The 17,068-nt window shown below is 35.1% G+C and carries 12 protein-coding genes; 3 read left to right on the forward strand and 9 right to left on the reverse strand.

Annotated features, from left to right (window positions below; translation table 11 throughout):
* Positions 1 to 306 precede the first annotated feature (306 nt).
* The 7 genes from K350_RS0118105 to K350_RS0118145 all read right to left on the reverse strand — a co-directional run bounded on the left by K350_RS0118105 (position 307) and on the right by K350_RS0118145 (position 9,053).
* Complete coding sequence (locus K350_RS0118105) at positions 307 to 2,142, reverse strand: CARDB domain-containing protein (protein WP_028981110.1); 1,836 nt, start codon at positions 2,140 to 2,142, stop codon at positions 307 to 309.
* 1,095 nt (positions 2,143 to 3,237) lie between these two features.
* Positions 3,238 to 4,281: a hypothetical protein gene (locus tag K350_RS0118115; protein WP_028981111.1), complete on the reverse strand. Its 1,044-nt coding sequence runs from the start codon at positions 4,279 to 4,281 to the stop codon at positions 3,238 to 3,240.
* Between the two features lie 391 nt (positions 4,282 to 4,672).
* Positions 4,673 to 5,581 (reverse strand): NAD(P)-dependent alcohol dehydrogenase, encoded by a 909-nt coding sequence (locus K350_RS0118120; RefSeq protein WP_028981112.1) that lies wholly within the window; start codon positions 5,579 to 5,581, stop codon positions 4,673 to 4,675.
* A gap of 116 nt (positions 5,582 to 5,697) precedes the next feature.
* Positions 5,698 to 6,375, reverse strand: a complete 678-nt coding sequence (locus K350_RS0118125; RefSeq protein ID WP_037576361.1) for a DUF4386 domain-containing protein — start codon at positions 6,373 to 6,375, stop codon at positions 5,698 to 5,700.
* A 126-nt stretch (positions 6,376 to 6,501) separates the two neighbouring features.
* The gene (locus K350_RS29450) at positions 6,502 to 7,194 is read right to left on the reverse strand and encodes a porin family protein (protein ID WP_081671062.1); all 693 of its coding nucleotides are present in this window, start codon (positions 7,192 to 7,194) and stop codon (positions 6,502 to 6,504) included.
* Positions 7,195 to 7,312: 118 nt separating this feature from the next.
* Positions 7,313 to 8,008, reverse strand: a complete 696-nt coding sequence (locus tag K350_RS0118140) for a LytR/AlgR family response regulator transcription factor (RefSeq protein ID WP_028981114.1) — start codon at positions 8,006 to 8,008, stop codon at positions 7,313 to 7,315.
* Positions 8,001 to 9,053 (reverse strand): sensor histidine kinase, encoded by a 1,053-nt coding sequence (locus K350_RS0118145; protein ID WP_028981115.1) that lies wholly within the window; start codon positions 9,051 to 9,053, stop codon positions 8,001 to 8,003. Before K350_RS0118145 ends, K350_RS0118140 begins: the two co-directional genes overlap by 8 nt.
* Positions 9,054 to 9,499: 446 nt before the next feature.
* On the opposite strand from K350_RS0118145, the gene K350_RS0118150 reads away from it, so the two are divergent.
* From K350_RS0118150 to K350_RS0118160, 3 genes are all read left to right on the forward strand, one after another.
* On the forward strand, positions 9,500 to 10,768 hold the full coding sequence (locus K350_RS0118150; RefSeq protein WP_028981116.1) for a hypothetical protein: 1,269 nt from the start codon (positions 9,500 to 9,502) through the stop codon (positions 10,766 to 10,768).
* The gene (locus tag K350_RS0118155) at positions 10,722 to 11,903 is read left to right on the forward strand and encodes a DUF4407 domain-containing protein (RefSeq protein ID WP_051313307.1); all 1,182 of its coding nucleotides are present in this window, start codon (positions 10,722 to 10,724) and stop codon (positions 11,901 to 11,903) included. The genes K350_RS0118150 and K350_RS0118155 overlap by 47 nt, the downstream gene beginning before the upstream one ends.
* A 376-nt stretch (positions 11,904 to 12,279) precedes the next feature.
* Positions 12,280 to 12,780 (forward strand): VOC family protein, encoded by a 501-nt coding sequence (locus K350_RS0118160; RefSeq protein WP_028981118.1) that lies wholly within the window; start codon positions 12,280 to 12,282, stop codon positions 12,778 to 12,780.
* Positions 12,781 to 12,818: 38 nt separating this feature from the next.
* On the opposite strand, the gene K350_RS29455 is transcribed toward K350_RS0118160, so the two are convergent.
* Positions 12,819 to 13,529 (reverse strand): alpha/beta hydrolase family protein, encoded by a 711-nt coding sequence (locus K350_RS29455; protein ID WP_081671060.1) that lies wholly within the window; start codon positions 13,527 to 13,529, stop codon positions 12,819 to 12,821.
* Between the two features lie 496 nt (positions 13,530 to 14,025).
* Positions 14,026 to 17,028, reverse strand: a complete 3,003-nt coding sequence (locus K350_RS0118175) for a PAS domain-containing protein (protein ID WP_028981120.1) — start codon at positions 17,026 to 17,028, stop codon at positions 14,026 to 14,028.
* Between the last annotated feature and the right edge of the window lie 40 nt (positions 17,029 to 17,068).

Below are 17,068 nucleotides of genomic sequence, written 5' to 3' on the forward strand. Positions count from 1 at the left end.
TCTGTTGTAGGCACCGGCCGGGAGTAGTTACAAAATATATTCCTTTAAGATCATTGATGGTATATTTGGAGGACATAGCTGATTATTTTATTATTCTCCAAATAATATAAAAATAGCCCCAATAAATATCGGCGCTATTTTTGAAAACTACCTTGAATTTTTAATTTGTCTGTCTTTATAACCACAAGTCAATAGACTTGCTCTCATTTGTTGGCTTAAGTTATAAAACCTAAGCCAGAGATAACCAGACTTCGTCCAGAGGGGGTATTTACCAGACAGCCTTTCTCAAATCATTGAAACAATCATCTATTCTTTATATACTTTTATTGTTTGAGCAGAATCTCCATAGCTTACTTTTAATAAATAAATGCCCTGAGAAAGGTCATATGCAGGTATGGTAAATTTACCACCATTAACAGCTGATTCAGCTGATTTGAATTTGCTGCCATAGCTATCATATATTTCATAACTTACCAAATCCAGAGAAGCTGTTGCATTGATCTCAACATTTATATATTCTCCTGCAGGATTTGGTACTACTGCAATTTCTCCAGTGTTTACAGGGAAAATCAGTGATGTTGCAATATTAGGAGCAGTTGTTACGAAATTCTTAATTTTCACAAATGCATCATTATTGTTTTCATTGGTCTCATCATTGGTCTTATATCCGTCTGCACGAGCGATGATGTAGTTGTCGTCTGACCAGGATTGAGGTAAATTCAAAGTCGCTTGATTGCTTTTGTTCTGACCTGGAAGTATTTCCTCATCTTGTGTATAGCCCAGATATTGATCATCTGCACTGTATGTACTGTCTTTAGAGATGTAAAAGTAAGTAAAGGTATATTTTGACGAAATTGTGTTTCCGGAATTGTAAACATTGTATTCAATTTTAATTTTGTTGCCATTATACAATGAGACTATTTTAATATTGCTGATGCGCAGATCCATATATAAACGTTTACCTTTGATATATACATAGGTAATGTTGTTAGCCTCATTTGTTTCATGATTCTGGTTTTTAGAATCAGTTTGTATAATTAGATAGTATGAATCCTCAGATATAGGAAAATTAAATTTAAATGGAAGTTTTCCCTGGGGTTGAATTCTACCCAGATAGTCCATACCTAAAAGTTTATCTGAAGAATCAAGCACAGTGTCATTCGAGATATAAAAATTCAAATCAGTACCGTAAGAAATATTTTCTCCAATATTGATAGTATGCCCTTCAATCGTATAAAACCCATTTTCTGCAATGATAGTATCATGAAGAGAGACAGGAATCAGGTCTACTATAAAATCAGAAATATGGACACGCTGTATATTAACATTATTATCTTCATTGGATTCTGTAACAATGGAGTCACCGTCCACTTTCGAAATGAGGTAATAATAACCTGAATCAACCTGAGGAAGTTTGAATTGATCAATAGATGAAATAGTATCTCCAGGATTTAATTGATATATTGGGGATTTATGCAGAAGAACATCTTTTGAATCAATTACATTATCCTTGGAAAGGTAATAGTTAATGTAATTACCTCCTGCAATAGATATCCCATTGTTTTTGACTTTTGCCGTAGCTTCAATATCTGCACCTGGAGTATATTCTGCAGTCTGATATGATGTATTTTCAAACAATAAATCTGAATCTTTGCCATAAATTTCAATGGCAGTTAATGTGATATTATTATTCTCATTGTATTCATCTATCACATTATTAAAGTCTGACACTATGAGGATATGATATACTCCTTCTTCCAGTTTTAATTTTTGAAGATTAAAATTCTTTGAAATATATCTTTCCTTTGTTGGGGCTTGAGCCTGAGCAAAAGCGGTATCTAAAAATATATCCTTCGTCAGATCAAGAACAGAGTCTTTAGATAAATAGTAAGCTATAGTGTAATTCTTAGTATTCACATCTCCCGCATTAGATTCAGTATGAGCGACAAATAAATTAGGATAGGCAAATGAACTTGCACCTGTTGGAAATATATCTATTGTTGATTGCTTTTCGGAAGTAAGACTAGATATATGTGAAAGATTGTTAATCTTATCAGCCTTAGCATAATCAGTCATGGAGGCTCCTACGTGGATAAATCCCAGAAACAGAAATTTCAGTAATAATGATCTATTTTTTTTCATTTTGTTACTTGTTTTGTTGGATTATTAATTAGTCATTTGAACCCGTCTACAATCACAAAAAGCATATGTAACCCAATATGACATTCACTGTTTCTTGTTGAAGTCTGGTTATGTATAGAAGTATTAATGTTCTGATATTATTCATTTTTCTTTCAGTAATTTGCTATTACATCAAGAGAATCAGGCTTCTAGGACCTGCGTAATCGTTTAGAAATTTAATCGACAAGAAAAGTAAATTAACTAACAGGTGTCCAAGTACAGGACTAATTTTAAAGCTTATTAAAATTTACTTCTTTAATTGAAAACTATCATTCAAGTCTGTTTATCGTACGATTGTAAATCAAAAGGCTTCTTTTGTTAATTTATCCTCTGTTATAAAGGATACAGTATATTTAATAATATTGAAGGTAATTCTCTTTTGAGCAGTTGTAATATGAATACAGGGCTAGATTGAAAAATATAATAAGCCTCTTCATCAATTGAAGACCATCATTCAAGCCTGTTAATCATACGATTGTAAATTAAAAGACTTGTTTTAATGATTTGTCTTCTGTCATAAAAGTATACTGTATAATTTATAATACTGAAGCTAATTCTGCTCCGTGGCCTGTCAGGGGACAGGCCACGGTGGAGGCATCTGCATCATTTTACATGGAATGTGATAAAAGATATTCTTTTATCACAGATTACAGAGAATACTTTGGTTAAGCTGTGATTGAAAGATTCCGTCCAATGCAGACACCAGCCGGGGACTATCAAGAATTTTAATTTTGGCTGCCTCTATGGGCTTGAGTTAAAAACTTAAGCCAGATAAACGGTTAACCAGACTTATCCCAGAGGGGCACGATAAACAGAGTGGCCTATTGGGGGACAGGCCACGGTAGGGATTTCCTTTGTTTTTTTGATTGAAATATTTTTTTAGCTTCAATCACTATTTATTTGCCCCCCTTCTCAATTTTTGACGAGCGTTCTATGGTTTCTTGTATATCATTCAAAATATTTAATGTATAAGTGATTTTATACTTGCAGCTAACGCTCTTTTGCTAAATCTTACATACAGAGTATCTTCCTGTTATTTCTGATACTCTATACACTTCATACAATAGATTCTATTACCGATTTTTCAATGTATTTTAAATAAGGTTGTGACGAATAATTGAGAATAGAATAATAAAAGCAACTATATTTTTTTACTAAATCCATTCGTGCTTCTGGAAATATAATTTCAATAGAACCATCATCTTGCTTTTTTTTCAATATCTGATAAATGAATTGTTTTTGGTTAGAAGTTATTTTATCCAAATTATCAAAATCAATATTATATGATTTGATAAAAAAACGTTCTATAGGCATTGAACATGAATAAAAAAATGGATTTCCCAAAATACCTAAATTATATATGCTATCTTTTTCTAGCTTCTTACTTAAAGGATCCATTTTAGCAACAAATAAGTTTAAATAGGTAGGCAAGTAAAATTCTCCATGTTTCATTACTTTGATGGCTTTTTTAAAATCCAATTCAAATCCAAATAAAACATTTTCCTTTACCTGTCTCGTATATCTCTTACAATGTTTGGTAGAATTTTTAGAATCAAAAGTAAATTCAACAAAAATATCTTTAACCAATTTCTCATAAAAGACGATTATGTTTTCAATATTAAATGCAGATCCTATTGTAAGAAATTTATCAGCTTCAGAGACATTTATCTTCTCGTAAAAATTTAAATGAGGCGCTGTATTGAATGCATGTTTATCAAAGAATTTTTGAATGCATTTTGCCAACAATATATTTTCATCATGATTGTATTTATTAAGAACAGCCGCAGGATAATAAGGTAGTTTTCCAAATAAGCTATTAATAAAACAGATTTCATTTTGAAAAAAAACATTTAAATCATCTACACGTAATCCTAAAGTGCCACTCTTAGGATTACGCAACATATCTTCCATCACTTCAATGCACTGGCTTTTATCAAAAAGAGTAACATTATTAAAATCGGGATTTATATAAAGCAACATAATTTCAAAATATGTATCCAAACATTCTTCAAGTAATTTTATGGAATCTTCATATAATTCTTTCTTATTCTTAGTAAGAGCTACTTCTATTGCTTTGATATCTAAATAATCCGGATTCATTTTTTTAAATAGTTTTTGCAAGTTACATATTTAAGCCGTTGAGAAATAATAAAATCTTCTTGAACTTTTGATCACCTTTGTTTTTATGCCTGAAGGATTTGGTAACTTGAAGAATTGATTGACCCGCTATAAATAAAATGTAACATTATCATAGCCATCATTTAATCACAAAAATCACAGTTCAGACAAAAAGATAGTCGGGAGCAATAGTTGATAAGGCAACTTGCTGCTCCATTGCCAGTCCCCCCCGACAGGTCACAATTTCCCTTCTGCTACCTTTCTATATATTGAGTTAAATTTTCTTCATCATATCTTTTATCCTATTTGTCAGTGATAAGATTAATTGCTACAGAAAGAGTGTCCTGTCAGGGGACAGGCCACGATGGAGCTGCTACAGCTCCTGACCAGGTATAATATTGATAACAACATTTCCCTTTTTACGGAATGATTCTACATAAGCATGTGCTTCTCTGATTTGCTCGAGTGTATATCTTCTGTCAATTACCGTGATAAGATTTCCGGTTTCAATCATTTCTTTTAAGGTCGACAGATCATCAGGCCTTGATTTCGGAGAATCCATGACAGTAGTAAACCTACCTCCCGGTTTTAATAAATGTCTGCATTCAGATTTAGAGGTTTTTCCTACCGCATCAAAAACAATATCGAAACGCGTTTCTGTTTTTAAAAAATCAGTTTGGGTATAATCAATAATGTGATGTGCACCAAGCTGCGAAACCAGACGGGTGTTTGCATTACTACATACTGCAGTAACCTCAGCCTTAAACGATTTTGCGATCTGCACAGCAAAAGTTCCCACACTTCCGGATGCGCCATATATCAGCACCTTATCATTGGCCTTGACATTGTTCTGTCGCAAGAAACGCAATGCAGTAAGTCCGCCAATCGGAACCGTAGCGGCCTCTTCAAATCTCATATTCGAAGGCATTAATGAAATCAATTCATTGGCCGGAAGGCATGCATACTCTGCATAGCCCCCAAATCTTAAACCACACGATGCAAAAACAGCATCGCCTCGCTTAAGCGATTGAACTTTTTTTCCGACCTCCTCCACAACTCCTGCCAATTCAAACCCGAGCACTTTCACTCTTCTGGGTTTGAACAATCCATTAAATACTCTTGCAAGAAACGGATCTGCCTTTCGCAAGCGCCAATCGCCTGCTGATACTGAAGTAGCATAAACTCTTATTAATACTTCATTTCCTTTAGGAATAGGTTTGTTAATGTCTTTTAACTCGAGAACATCAGGCGCTCCGTATTTTTCGTAAACAACCGCTTTCATTGTTAAAGTCTTATTAGTTTTTTATCAGTATTTTGAAGGAAAGAAGCATATAGAGCAATATATACACACTTCTAATCCTAATGTTGCCTCCCGTAAGTCATATAGAGGAGTTTCTATTATTTGCTTTGAGTGTCGGGTGTGGGTTTAAAGCCCTTTACAATGAGATATACGCCCAGTGAGAGCTCAAATACTGCTACAGGAACAGCAGTGAGCGCAATCAATGGGGCACGCTGTCCGATAAAATCAAACAATATAAGGAAGTCACCTGCTAAAAGTACCGGTCCTCCGATTATTCCGATAAGCGAAAGACTGCGCGGTACCAACCTCGACTGATATAGCAAGATGCCAAGCAATATGTCGTTTATGGCTGGCATGAGACTCTGCCCGATAAGAAAAATACGGTCATACATAATAACCAGTGTGCGGCTGGTGACCAATGCTTCAGTACCTGCTGACCTTTGGTGCAACGTCACCACCGTCAGAAGGAACATTACTCCAATGAAGATGGTCGTTGCTTCCAGTATGCGGAAGCTTACCAGACACAGTGCCATTCCTTCATTTTTCTTTCTGAGCACAGGGTAAAGTGCAACGGCAGAGCCGATACATGTGAACCCGACAATTAGTTCAAGGATGTTTCCAATAATCACAGCAGTGTCAGAACCAGAACTAAGTATATAGTTCTGAGCATGAATCTGATCGTAAAGAGCAAGCGTCGGAATCGAAACAAAAGTGAGCAGATAAAGGATGCCTGCAGTAAGTGAAGTTTTTCGAAGAGAACTTACCGGGGCTGGCATTGTCTGTTTAATCATGACTCCTGCTGCATTTAAATTCGCATTCATTTTTTTGTGGTTAAGATTTATTGAATTTCTTAATGTATTATGGTTGATAAAACCTTCACTGCTGTGAGGAGCCGAGACTTTTTAGTTTATTGCGAGCGGGTTTCTTTTCCACGGTTTTAAACCATACAGACTAAGGGTGAGGTATCTGTTATACATCTCTTTGTCGTGGGAGATATTAGTTAATCCGTAAGAATATCTCACATCCACGACATACTGCTTTTGTTTTATACGAAATGTATATCCTCCACCTACCTGAACACCTGCATCCAGGCGTTTAAAACCTCCATTTGAATTGCTAAAAGATAGTTTTTCGGCCGAATCATCTCTTTTTATTTTACCCGCAACATTGTAGGCAATAGAAGGGCCTGCATTCACATGGAATTTTCCAAAGTGAATTCGCGCCAGTACCGGGGATTCAATGGTGTATAATCTCAGGGTTTGTTCCTCGGTGGTCAAAGGATTATTGGATTTCAGTTTGCCGCCTTTCATTACAAAGTAAACTTCCGACACGACCGACAAGCGCGGAGTGATACCTGCCTGAAATGACGCACCTACCTGTGCCCCTGAAACAGATTTCTTGTAATCTGCTATAGCTCTGTTTGACTTACCATAGTTGAAGTTTGAACCGACGATATTTAATATAAAGTGGAAAGACGTTTGGGGACTCTTTGCCTCCTGGGCTTTTTCAGGTGTTACTTCAGTTGTCTGACTAAATAATTTTCCGGATAAGAAAATCAGACCTAGTACTATTCCCTTTGTTGCATTTTTATTCATATTTCCCTGTTTTTTGAACAAAGAAATAGAAATGGTTCTGGCCCAGAAATTTAATTATGCAAAAGCTGGAAGGATGTCTGCATGTTGCCGTTTTTGTTCTGCGAAATAAATGGCCAGATTATGCTCCGGTTTGGATGTGCTGATAGAAAGTTTCTTTATAGGTGTCAGAAATGGGTATCAATTGGTCGGCAACTTTAATCCGGCCACGTTCTATAGACTCTATTTTATTGAGGGCAACCATATATGATTTATGCACCCGACAAATCAGGCTTGAAGGAATCAGCTTTTCGAATTCACTGAAGTTTTGAAGAGTCATAATTTTCTTGTTGAGCGTATGAATTCTCCGATAATCTCTCATCCCTTCAATATATACGATTTCATTCAGCATAATCTTTTCCAAACGATTTTCGGTTTTCACAAAAATGAATTCCAGAGGAGGTTCTGAGCTACGAAAAGTCAGGTTCTCCTGAGCTTTGTTCACCGCCTGTAAAAAGCGATTGAATGTAAATGGCTTTAAAAGATAGTCGGTTATTTTCAATTCGTATCCTTTCAAAGCATATTCCTGGTAAGCAGTTGTAATAATAACCTGGCTGTTGATTTTTGTACTTTCAAGGAGCTCTATCCCGGAAAGCTCGTCCATATTAATATCAAGAAACAATACATCTGTCTTGTTGTTGTTCAGATAGGCTAGTCCCGTGAGCGCATTGTCGAAGGTGGCACTCAGCTGCAAAAAAGGTACTTTTTCTACAAAGCTTTTTACCTTCTCCAGAGCCAAGGGCTCATCTTCAATTATTACACAGGTATACTTATCCATTTTGAATAATCAGGTTTACTCGGTACAACTCATTGTCATTATTAACCTCTAACGTATGCTTATCCGGATATATAAGACTTAGTCTTTTCTTAATAAGTTCATTACCCAATCCTCCTGATATTTGCAGAACCGATTTTGAATCATATTTATTTTCGCAGGTGAGACGAATAGATTCATCATCAATATTAATCTTAATCGTAATGGCATTTTCCATTTTCTTATTTGTAGTATGCTTGAAGGCATTCTCAATGAATGGAATAAAGATCATGGGGGCTATTAATCTGTCACCAATATTACCTGTTACCGAAAAATAAACATAGGTCTCATTGGCAGTCCTTATCTTTTGAAGTGCGATATATTTTTCCAGATATTCAATTTCCTTCAAAAGCAGGATTTCATTTGCCCGTGTTTCGTAAAGTACGAATCGAATGATATCCGATAGCTTATTTAAATAATCAGAAGCCAAAACGGCATCTCTTAAAATTAATGAGTCAATATTATTAATTGTATTAAACAAGAGATGAGGGTCAAATTGCTTCTTTATCAGCATCATCTCCATTTCGTGGTTCTTTTCCCTCAAAATTTCCTTGAGCTTTATTTCATTATACCAGGTGATGAATCCCTTCATGACGAGTGCAACCCCTCCGCTTAACAAGCCGATAGTGGTCATCACCAATATTGCCTGAGGTGCAGTAGATCTGCCATTTTTACCTCCCTCATCCATATCAATTATTCGGCCTGATTCTATAAAAAAGCGCAGTAAAATATATGCCAGGATGGCTACTACTAGTGAAATAAGTATTCCTATGAATATGGATTGAAATATCTTTTTCTTTTGAAGATATTTTGCAAACAAAAGAAAATAATAAGAATAAAAGGATCCGACAGAAGGAATAAATGCAAATAGCAAAATGGTGTTTAAAGCATTCATCACACGGGATATATCATGGTTGCTTCTATAGTATAAAGCCAAAGCGATAAATACCAGCAGGAAATAGCAAGCCCAGAAGCCTACATGAAGCAAAAAGACGAATGTTTTTTTCACAACTAAATATACCAATTAAAAAGCCCAAAGACAACAAAGTAATTGCGAACATTGGTAATCCTCCTATCTTGTAGAACCTAACTAAAAAAGTGTTTAAAAGACAGATTTTAAATACTTTACCAGTAATACTAATCCTAATCCGTGGCCTGTCCCCTGACAGGCCACAATTTTCCTTCTGCTTAACCTTTCTATATATTGAGTTAATTTTTCTTCATCATATCTTTTATCCTATTTGTCAGAGATAAGATTAATTGCTACAGAAAGAGTGGCCTGTCAGGGGACAGGCCACGGTGTAGATAGACGGGGAATATTTTTGTTTACCACTGCAACACCTATCCAAATTCATCGATTCAACTTTTATTAATGCATATTGAAATGTCAGAAGTTAAGAAGATTTTCGTTACTCTTTTTGTATATTAACAGGGTTTTAGTTTTTGTTTAGGCAAATGAAAGATAAAAATCAGACACTGATAGCGGAGATAAATAAGGCTGAACATGCCTTGATGATTCACCTGGAAAATCTCAACAGCGATATATTAATTTCCTGCATCAACCTGGTTGAAAAACGAATAGCACTGGAGCTGTTCCTGGATATGGAGAATAAATTATTTTTAGAAGAAAATCCCTTCCTATTTAACAAATGCTGCGAACTGATTAATAAGGGTGGAAGCGTATTTTTAATAAAAAACAATACAACTACAAAAAACTGGAAGTGCCTGATCGATTTTAGAGAATTTATTTATTATGCTACTGAAGATGGTCAAACCATTCATGAAACAGATCAAGATACTCTTGTTTTTCAAAATGCTCTAATTGATTTTCAAAGAAAAAGACAAGAAGGAAAACCTTATTTAATAGGAAAAGGAGATATAAAAATAAGGATTAACATATCTGAACCCTTAATCTTGAAAGGTGATACTGTAGAAGTGAATTGGGAAGTTGATGGTGCCTTCAAGGTTATTGTCCAGGGACTTGGAGAGGTAGAAGCTTATGGTAGAAAAAAAATCAAACTTGAACAAGATACTATCATTAAAATTGGCGCTTCCAATAAATATCAATTTCAATTTAAAGCAATACAGGTAAAAGTATCGGAAGCTGATCCGGAAATTACTTATGATATAGGGTACATCAGTGAAGGCACGAGGCAATACAACAGTCTGGTCAATTCGGATCTTCATCCACATGTATATGGCGTATCTAAAGGGAATCAGGTAAAACTGACATGGAATTTACCTAAGGCTTCTCAAGTGAAAATTCTCCCTTTTGATAAATCAGAAACTGTAGGAGAATTTACTTTTATTCCATCCTCCTCGCTTCAAATAGAAATAAAAGCGGTGATCTTTAACAAGACCTTTAACAGGAAAATTCAAATCCTGGTATTTCCCATCCCTCTGCTTAAAGAAAATTTAATATCAGTTACCTCTCTGGAAACAAAAAAATATGCAGTTTCTATTCCGCTTCTGCTTAATGAAAAAACAGAACATTTTCCTGCATTCAAAAAACAAGAGTACCTTAATCTTAGAAAAAAAATATTTAAGGAACATTCCTACTTCAGTGATGAAAAAATCAACTTAAAAACTTTAAAGGAAGGTCTATTTAATTTTTTAAAAGAGAAATATTCTCCTAGAATGGGGATAATTAAAGCTATTCAATCAATACAATCTTATTATGAGCAACCTAAATCAAACAGAAGAAACACCAAAGATTCTCTTTAGTCCATTGCAAAATTTTTTTATATTTTGTTCGGCTGCAGACAAAAACATTCTTCAGCGTTGTCCTGCATCAGAGCATAATAAATATGCAAGCATCGGTGCAACTGTTTTTTTTACCGGAGTGCTGGCTTCTTTATCAGGTGGATATGCCTTGTATACGGTATTTGATAATATTGTTCTCGCTATTGTATTGGGTTTGTTCTGGGGTAGTCTTGTTTTTAACCTCGATAGATTTATTGTTTCTACCATTAAAAAAAGCGAGGGCAAATACGGGCAACTAAAACAAGTTACTCCCAGATTATTGCTGGCTATATTCCTGGCCATTGTCATTTCAAAACCGTTGGAGCTTAAAATTTTTGAGCAGGAGATAAATGAACAAATGCATTATACAGGAATGAAGAAAACCGAAGAAATGGATCTTTTGTATGAGCAAAAAATAAAAGTAAAGTCAGAAGCCATAGAATTATTGAATGCTAAGACGGAGGAACGTTTTCAACAAAGAGAAAAATATTATGCAGATTATAAGTGCGAATGCGAAGGATCTTGCGGTACCGGCGCTAAAGGCGTAGGTTCCGAATGCAAGCGCAAACAGGATAAATACATAAAATCTGACAAAGAATACCAGGAACTGAAAGCTCAGAATGATAGTCGTATCAGTTTAATTAATCAGGAAGTTCAGGCACTGAAAAATGACAAGGTAAAATTCAAGGAAGAACTGAAAACTAATTTTGCAAAAGGATTAATGGCGCGTCTGAATGCGCTGAATGAGCTGCCTTTAGGTCCGTCGCTGGCCATTGTTCTATTGTTAATTGCCATAGAAATTGCACCTATTTTTGCCAAATTATTGTCTCCCTTCGGACCATATGATCATCTCCTGAAAACCATTGAATATGATTATGAAATTGATGAAATTTCTTCTATTAGCTTAAGAAATCAAAAGCTCAACAACCACCTTACTCTGATTGCTAGTATGGAGCAGGAAAAGGTAGGCCAGGAAATTTTAAATAATAAAGAGACGCTTCATCTGATTGAGCTGGCGCACCAGGAATTGATAAAGGAACAACTGGATATATGGGTAGAGCAGGAAAAAATAAAGCTGAGACAAAACGCTTTAAATGATTATAAGGTTAATTTATAAAAGAATAAATAACTGATTTTCATTATTTGCAGTGGTTGATATTCTTTTCATTTTCATGAATTGCCGTGGTTGTACCTTTTCGGCCAACCACCTACCAGTTAACTGATATAATTTATTTGAGTCATTTAAAGTATTTAATTTAAACAAAAATGTAATCTATAGGTTAGGCTGGCACAATTTGGTTTCATTGTTATGTTAACTTTTACTGATAAAGGATTCAATGCGGCCATAATTATCGATAATTTTTAAACCTTTTTAAAAGACTATCAATTCCAATAAAGAAGGTTGAAAATGGTACAACGTTTACTAACATTCTTTAAACAATAATAAGATTATAATATAAGTTAAGTTTAATTAAGGAAAGTAAATCATAATTATGGAAAGCACCTACATCGTTCCGGCGCAGACACGAATAGGACATGTGCATTTAAAAGTTTCAGATTTGCGCCGATCACTTGAGTTTTATTGTGACCTATTAGGATTTCAGGTGACAACAATGTACGGAAAAGAAGCTGCATTCATCTCCGCCGGAGGTTATCATCATCATATAGGATTGAATACATGGTATAGCGAAGGTGCTCCACCTGCACCAATAAATTCTGCAGGGTTATTTCATATTGCAATAATTTATCCATCAAGAAATGACCTTGCTATTATATTCGAGAGACTTCTAAAAGCCGATTACCCTTTAACTGGCGCGAGTGATCATGGCGTATCAGAAGCCTTATATCTCAATGATCCTGATCGCAATGGCCTGGAACTATATTGGGATAGACCGAAAGAGCTATGGCCTCAAAAAGCAGATGGTTCGCTGGATATGTATACAAGGCATCTTGATCTGAATGATTTATTATCTGAAATTATAAAGGCAGGTTAAAAAGACAGTTAAAATCAATGCCATGCATAACCGATTTACTACCTGCTACACCATCTCTTAGATTTACATTTCTTTCTTGTCCAATACATTCTAACTATTATTTGCTTATCAACCCAGGATGTAGTTGAATCTGTAAGTATGGGCATGAGATCTTGTTTTCCTGCCTTGAATGCATGATTTGCTCCTTCAATTGTTATGAGGGTTGCTAAATGAAGGGAAGCGCACACTTTCTCTATCAGTTCATTGGATGCCAATGTATCTTTAGTACCCTGCAAAAAAAGCATTGGTACTACTATACTCTTTAGATGTTCTGCTCTTTCTACAGAAGGCTTTCCAGGTTGATGAAGCGGAAATCCCAAAAAAATAATTCCTTTTACATCAGCTGCCGGCTGCGTTGCCAAATATTGTGAACTCATTCTTCCTCCAAAAGATTTGCCCGAAACAAACACCGGAAGAGATGGGAATAATTCATGGGCTTTTTTTATCGCCACTTCAATCGTTTTGTGAGCTAAAGCAGGAGAATCAGGTCTTCTTTTTTGATTTTCCATAAATGGAAAATTGAATCGAAGTGTCGCAATTTTTTTTTCGGCAAGTGATTTTGAAATCGACACCATGAATTCATGATTCATTCCAGCACCTGCTCCATGCGCCAATGTCATTATACAGATTGGATTATCAGGAGTAATCAGCTCCGCAGAAACTTTTCCAATTTCTGGAGAAACAGCCAATGATAGCGATCTCGTTTTCATAATTAAAATAAAAGTGCAAGTTAGAGATAATTTAACTTCCTAAAAGCACAATTTAAATCAGTCCCGATATTAATTTAAGTTATCGAACAACTGAGATTGTCCACCTACCCAACCTATGCCATTATAGCCGTCAACTCAACAGAATCTTTCCTTTGTCAATCTGAGCCCTCGAAGAAGGCTGACCTTTCAAGATGAATAGAATTAAGCTATCTAAAAGAATGGTGGTTTAAATAACAAATTATTCTGTAATTATCAGATTCTTCGCAGGGCTCAGGATGAACAAAATGGTGTCTGCACCTGCATGGGAATGTCCCAAAGCAAAAAGCCTCCAGAGCCCCAAAGCCAGACAGTCACCCAAAAAAGCCTTAAAGAGCAAAAGCCGGGTCAGTCCCTGCTTCATAAAAACAATCATATAGGCGAATGCTCGATCATATACATCATAGTCTATCATTTAATCAAAAAAATCACAGTTCAGACAATAAATCCTCCCCGGCTCCTATTTGGGTATAGTAAAATAAAAACTACTACCTTTTCCCAATTCGCTTTCTACCCATACTCTTCCCCCATTAGACTCTACAATCTCTTTTACAATAGAAAGCCCGATACCATGACTCTCTATTTTTTCTTTTTTATGAGCAACCTCAAACGGTTCAAATATTTTTAGCAATTTATCTTCTGAGATACCTGAACCATTATCACGGACACTTATCTGATAATAGTTATCCTTTTCAACCGACCCTATTTTAATATCCGGGTTTTCTTTGTCCATATATTTGATCGCATTCCCTATAAGATTCTGAATAATCTGCTTCAGAGATGTCCTGTTATAATTAACTATAGGCAAAGTATATGAAATATGAATATGAAAATAAGAAGGGGGATTTAAGGTAGTTAGGACATCCTGGCAGAGGTTCAAAAGATTGATAGGTTCTTTGATCTGCTTTTGCTTTTTTGCCGTCTTCAAAACATCTTCAATGATGTTTTTCATATCTTTTACCTTTCTGACAACCATATCCAGCATTTTTATTCCTTCCTCACTCAAAGGTCCGGATTGACAATCTTCCTTAATAAAAGGGACTAATCCTTCAATGACAGAAAGGGGTGCTTTAAGATCATGAGAAATGATATAGGCATATTTATCCAGAGAATCATTCAACTTTTTCAGATTATCAATGCTAATTGACAATTCTTTAGTCCTTTCATTTACACGGCTTTCAAGTTTTGCATTGAGATTCTTTAATTGTTCGAGCATCTTTACTCTTTCTGTGATGTCCTGAACAAACCCGGTGACTTTTACGACTCGATTATTTTCATTCTTAATTACCCTGGCTTTTCCATAACTAACTCCAACTGTGGAATCTTTTCTGATAAACTTAAACTGATATTCAAATGCATCCTCCTTAAAGATCCGTTCGTTAAATAATCTTTTAGCATATTCTTTATCATCAGGATGAATTATCTTCAACTGATTCTCCACTGTAAGCTCGAATTCATCGGGTTCGTAACCATAGATCCTGTATAAATTTTCTGACCAGGTGTTTTTTCCATTTTCAATATTGAATTCATAGCTCCCAAGATTAGCCATTTCAGCTGCTATGCTCAAAAGAATTTCTCTTTTCTCGATTTCAAGTTTGCTTCTTTTCCATTCGGAAATATCAAGGATTGTTCCTATCATTTTAATTGGTTCTCCCTTATTGCCATAAAATACCTTTCCTCTCGACCAGACATATTTAATGATATTCTTAGGACATAAAATGGCATATTCTATATTGTAAGGCTTCCGATCAAAAATTGCATTCCTGATAGCTTGGTTAGCCTTATCTCTATCATCCGGATGAATATATTCCTCAAGGGGGTGTCTTTCCAATGCCAAATTTTCTGTGTTTTTGATGGGAATGGAACAAAGTACTTCCGAGATTTCAGGAGTTAAGGTCAATGTCTTGTTCAGAAAATTCCATTCATAACTGCCAATTTTACCCAGGGTCTCCGATTGAAGAAATATTGACTGAAGATTTTCCATTTGAATATTAGACTCCTTTTGTTGAGTAATGTCATCAAATGTAGCGAGCAGTTCATTATCGTTTATTTTTACAACTTTGTTCTTATACCATACATTGAGGCCTTGGAATCCATAATATAAATCAGTGTTAAATGACTCTCCGGTTTCGACTACTTTTACTTGTAAATCGAATAGCCCTACATCTTTTACATAGGGATATTCTTCCGCCCATCTTTTTCCTATAAGATCTGTTCTTGACTTGCCAAGTAAACTTTCAGCCCATCGATTTACAAGGACAAATTCAAAATCTTTAATTTGCTCAGAAGAATCTCTTATTACTTTTAATAATATAATTCCTTGCTCCACCGACTCAAATACTGTAGAAAACATCGTGTCTGATTTTGCGATTTTCTCTTGAAGACTTTTAGCCATCACATTGATCGAATGTGCCAAATTGCCAATCTCACTTTTTGATTTTATTCCGGATAGTTGAGAAAAATCGCATTGGGCAAATTTATCAGCAGTGTAGGTAAGTTCTTCAATAGGTTTCACGATCGAACTTCCTATAAAATAGGCAATGACTATGGCAATAGTGATCACAATCCCATTAAATAAGAGCAAACGATTCCTCAATATAGTAATCGGAACCATTGCCTCCTTATAGTCAAATTCAGTTACCATTCCCCATCTGGTCTCCGGAAAATAGTTTAATGCGGCAAGTACATCATTTCCATTGTAGTCCTTGCAACGAATCAAAGTATCTCTTTTTGCATTTATAATTTCTCCCATGGAGGTGGAAGAATCATTAGCAGGAATAGATTTTTTTAATGCGGCATTTTTATTAAAGCGAAGTGAATTGAGAAATACAATTGAATCCCCATATTGCTTTCCCAGATAGGTTTCACCTGTTTTCCCTAAGCCGGTATAATCATTGGTTAAAGAGAGGATTTCTTCAGCACTTCTCGACATTATCAACACTCCAATAATTCTATTCTCAAAATATATTGGGGAGGATAAAAATATACGCAGTTCATTTTCCTTGTTATAATGTAAGTCATCCAAAAATTTTCTTCCCGAAGCAGGAACTCTAAAGCTTTCATAAGAAGACCAGTTCTTTCCAATTACTGACGGAACCGTGGAAGCAACAACTTGACCATCTTTGGACAATACATAACCTTCTTTAAAACTTTTAATGGACTGCTTATATTTATTTAATACATTAGAAATTTCAAACCTATTCTCATTGCTCGGATCATTAAGATAATTATATAGGCCATTAACTATGAGTGGATTGCTGGCAGGATAACTAATAAGCTCTTTCCTGGATTTAATAATGGATTGTATCCTGATCTTTTTTGTTTTGGAAATTGATCTTAAATGATTTTCAATGTAGGAACGTAAGACTAACTGTTGATTGTGATAAAACAGAAGGCTGATTGTAGAAGAAATTATAATGATTATTAATAAAAATAACAGAATTAACTGATACTTTAACTTCATATATTAATTCTCCTTTAATTCAATTGTCACAAGCGATATC

The sequence above is a fragment of the Sporocytophaga myxococcoides DSM 11118 genome, from assembly GCF_000426725.1.
Taxonomy (GTDB): Bacteria; Bacteroidota; Bacteroidia; order Cytophagales; family Cytophagaceae; genus Sporocytophaga; species Sporocytophaga myxococcoides.

Bases quoted from the DNA above. Each gene is read 5' to 3' on its own strand.
- K350_RS0118160 (WP_028981118.1), top strand. From the start codon at position 12,280: ATGGAAAGCACCTACATCGTTCCGGCGCAGACACGAATAGGACATGTG.
- K350_RS0118120 (WP_028981112.1), bottom strand. From the start codon at position 5,581: ATGAAAGCGGTTGTTTACGAAAAATACGGAGCGCCTGATGTTCTCGAG.
- K350_RS29455 (WP_081671060.1), bottom strand. From the start codon at position 13,529: ATGAAAACGAGATCGCTATCATTGGCTGTTTCTCCAGAAATTGGAAAA.
- K350_RS0118115 (WP_028981111.1), bottom strand. From the start codon at position 4,281: ATGAATCCGGATTATTTAGATATCAAAGCAATAGAAGTAGCTCTTACT.
- K350_RS0118155 (WP_051313307.1), top strand. From the start codon at position 10,722: ATGAGCAACCTAAATCAAACAGAAGAAACACCAAAGATTCTCTTTAGT.
- K350_RS0118125 (WP_037576361.1), bottom strand. From the start codon at position 6,375: ATGCCAGCCCCGGTAAGTTCTCTTCGAAAAACTTCACTTACTGCAGGC.
- K350_RS0118140 (WP_028981114.1), bottom strand. From the start codon at position 8,008: ATGGATAAGTATACCTGTGTAATAATTGAAGATGAGCCCTTGGCTCTG.
- K350_RS0118175 (WP_028981120.1), bottom strand. From the start codon at position 17,028: ATGAAGTTAAAGTATCAGTTAATTCTGTTATTTTTATTAATAATCATT.
- K350_RS0118150 (WP_028981116.1), top strand. From the start codon at position 9,500: ATGAAAGATAAAAATCAGACACTGATAGCGGAGATAAATAAGGCTGAA.
- K350_RS29450 (WP_081671062.1), bottom strand. From the start codon at position 7,194: ATGAATAAAAATGCAACAAAGGGAATAGTACTAGGTCTGATTTTCTTA.
- K350_RS0118105 (WP_028981110.1), bottom strand. From the start codon at position 2,142: ATGAAAAAAAATAGATCATTATTACTGAAATTTCTGTTTCTGGGATTT.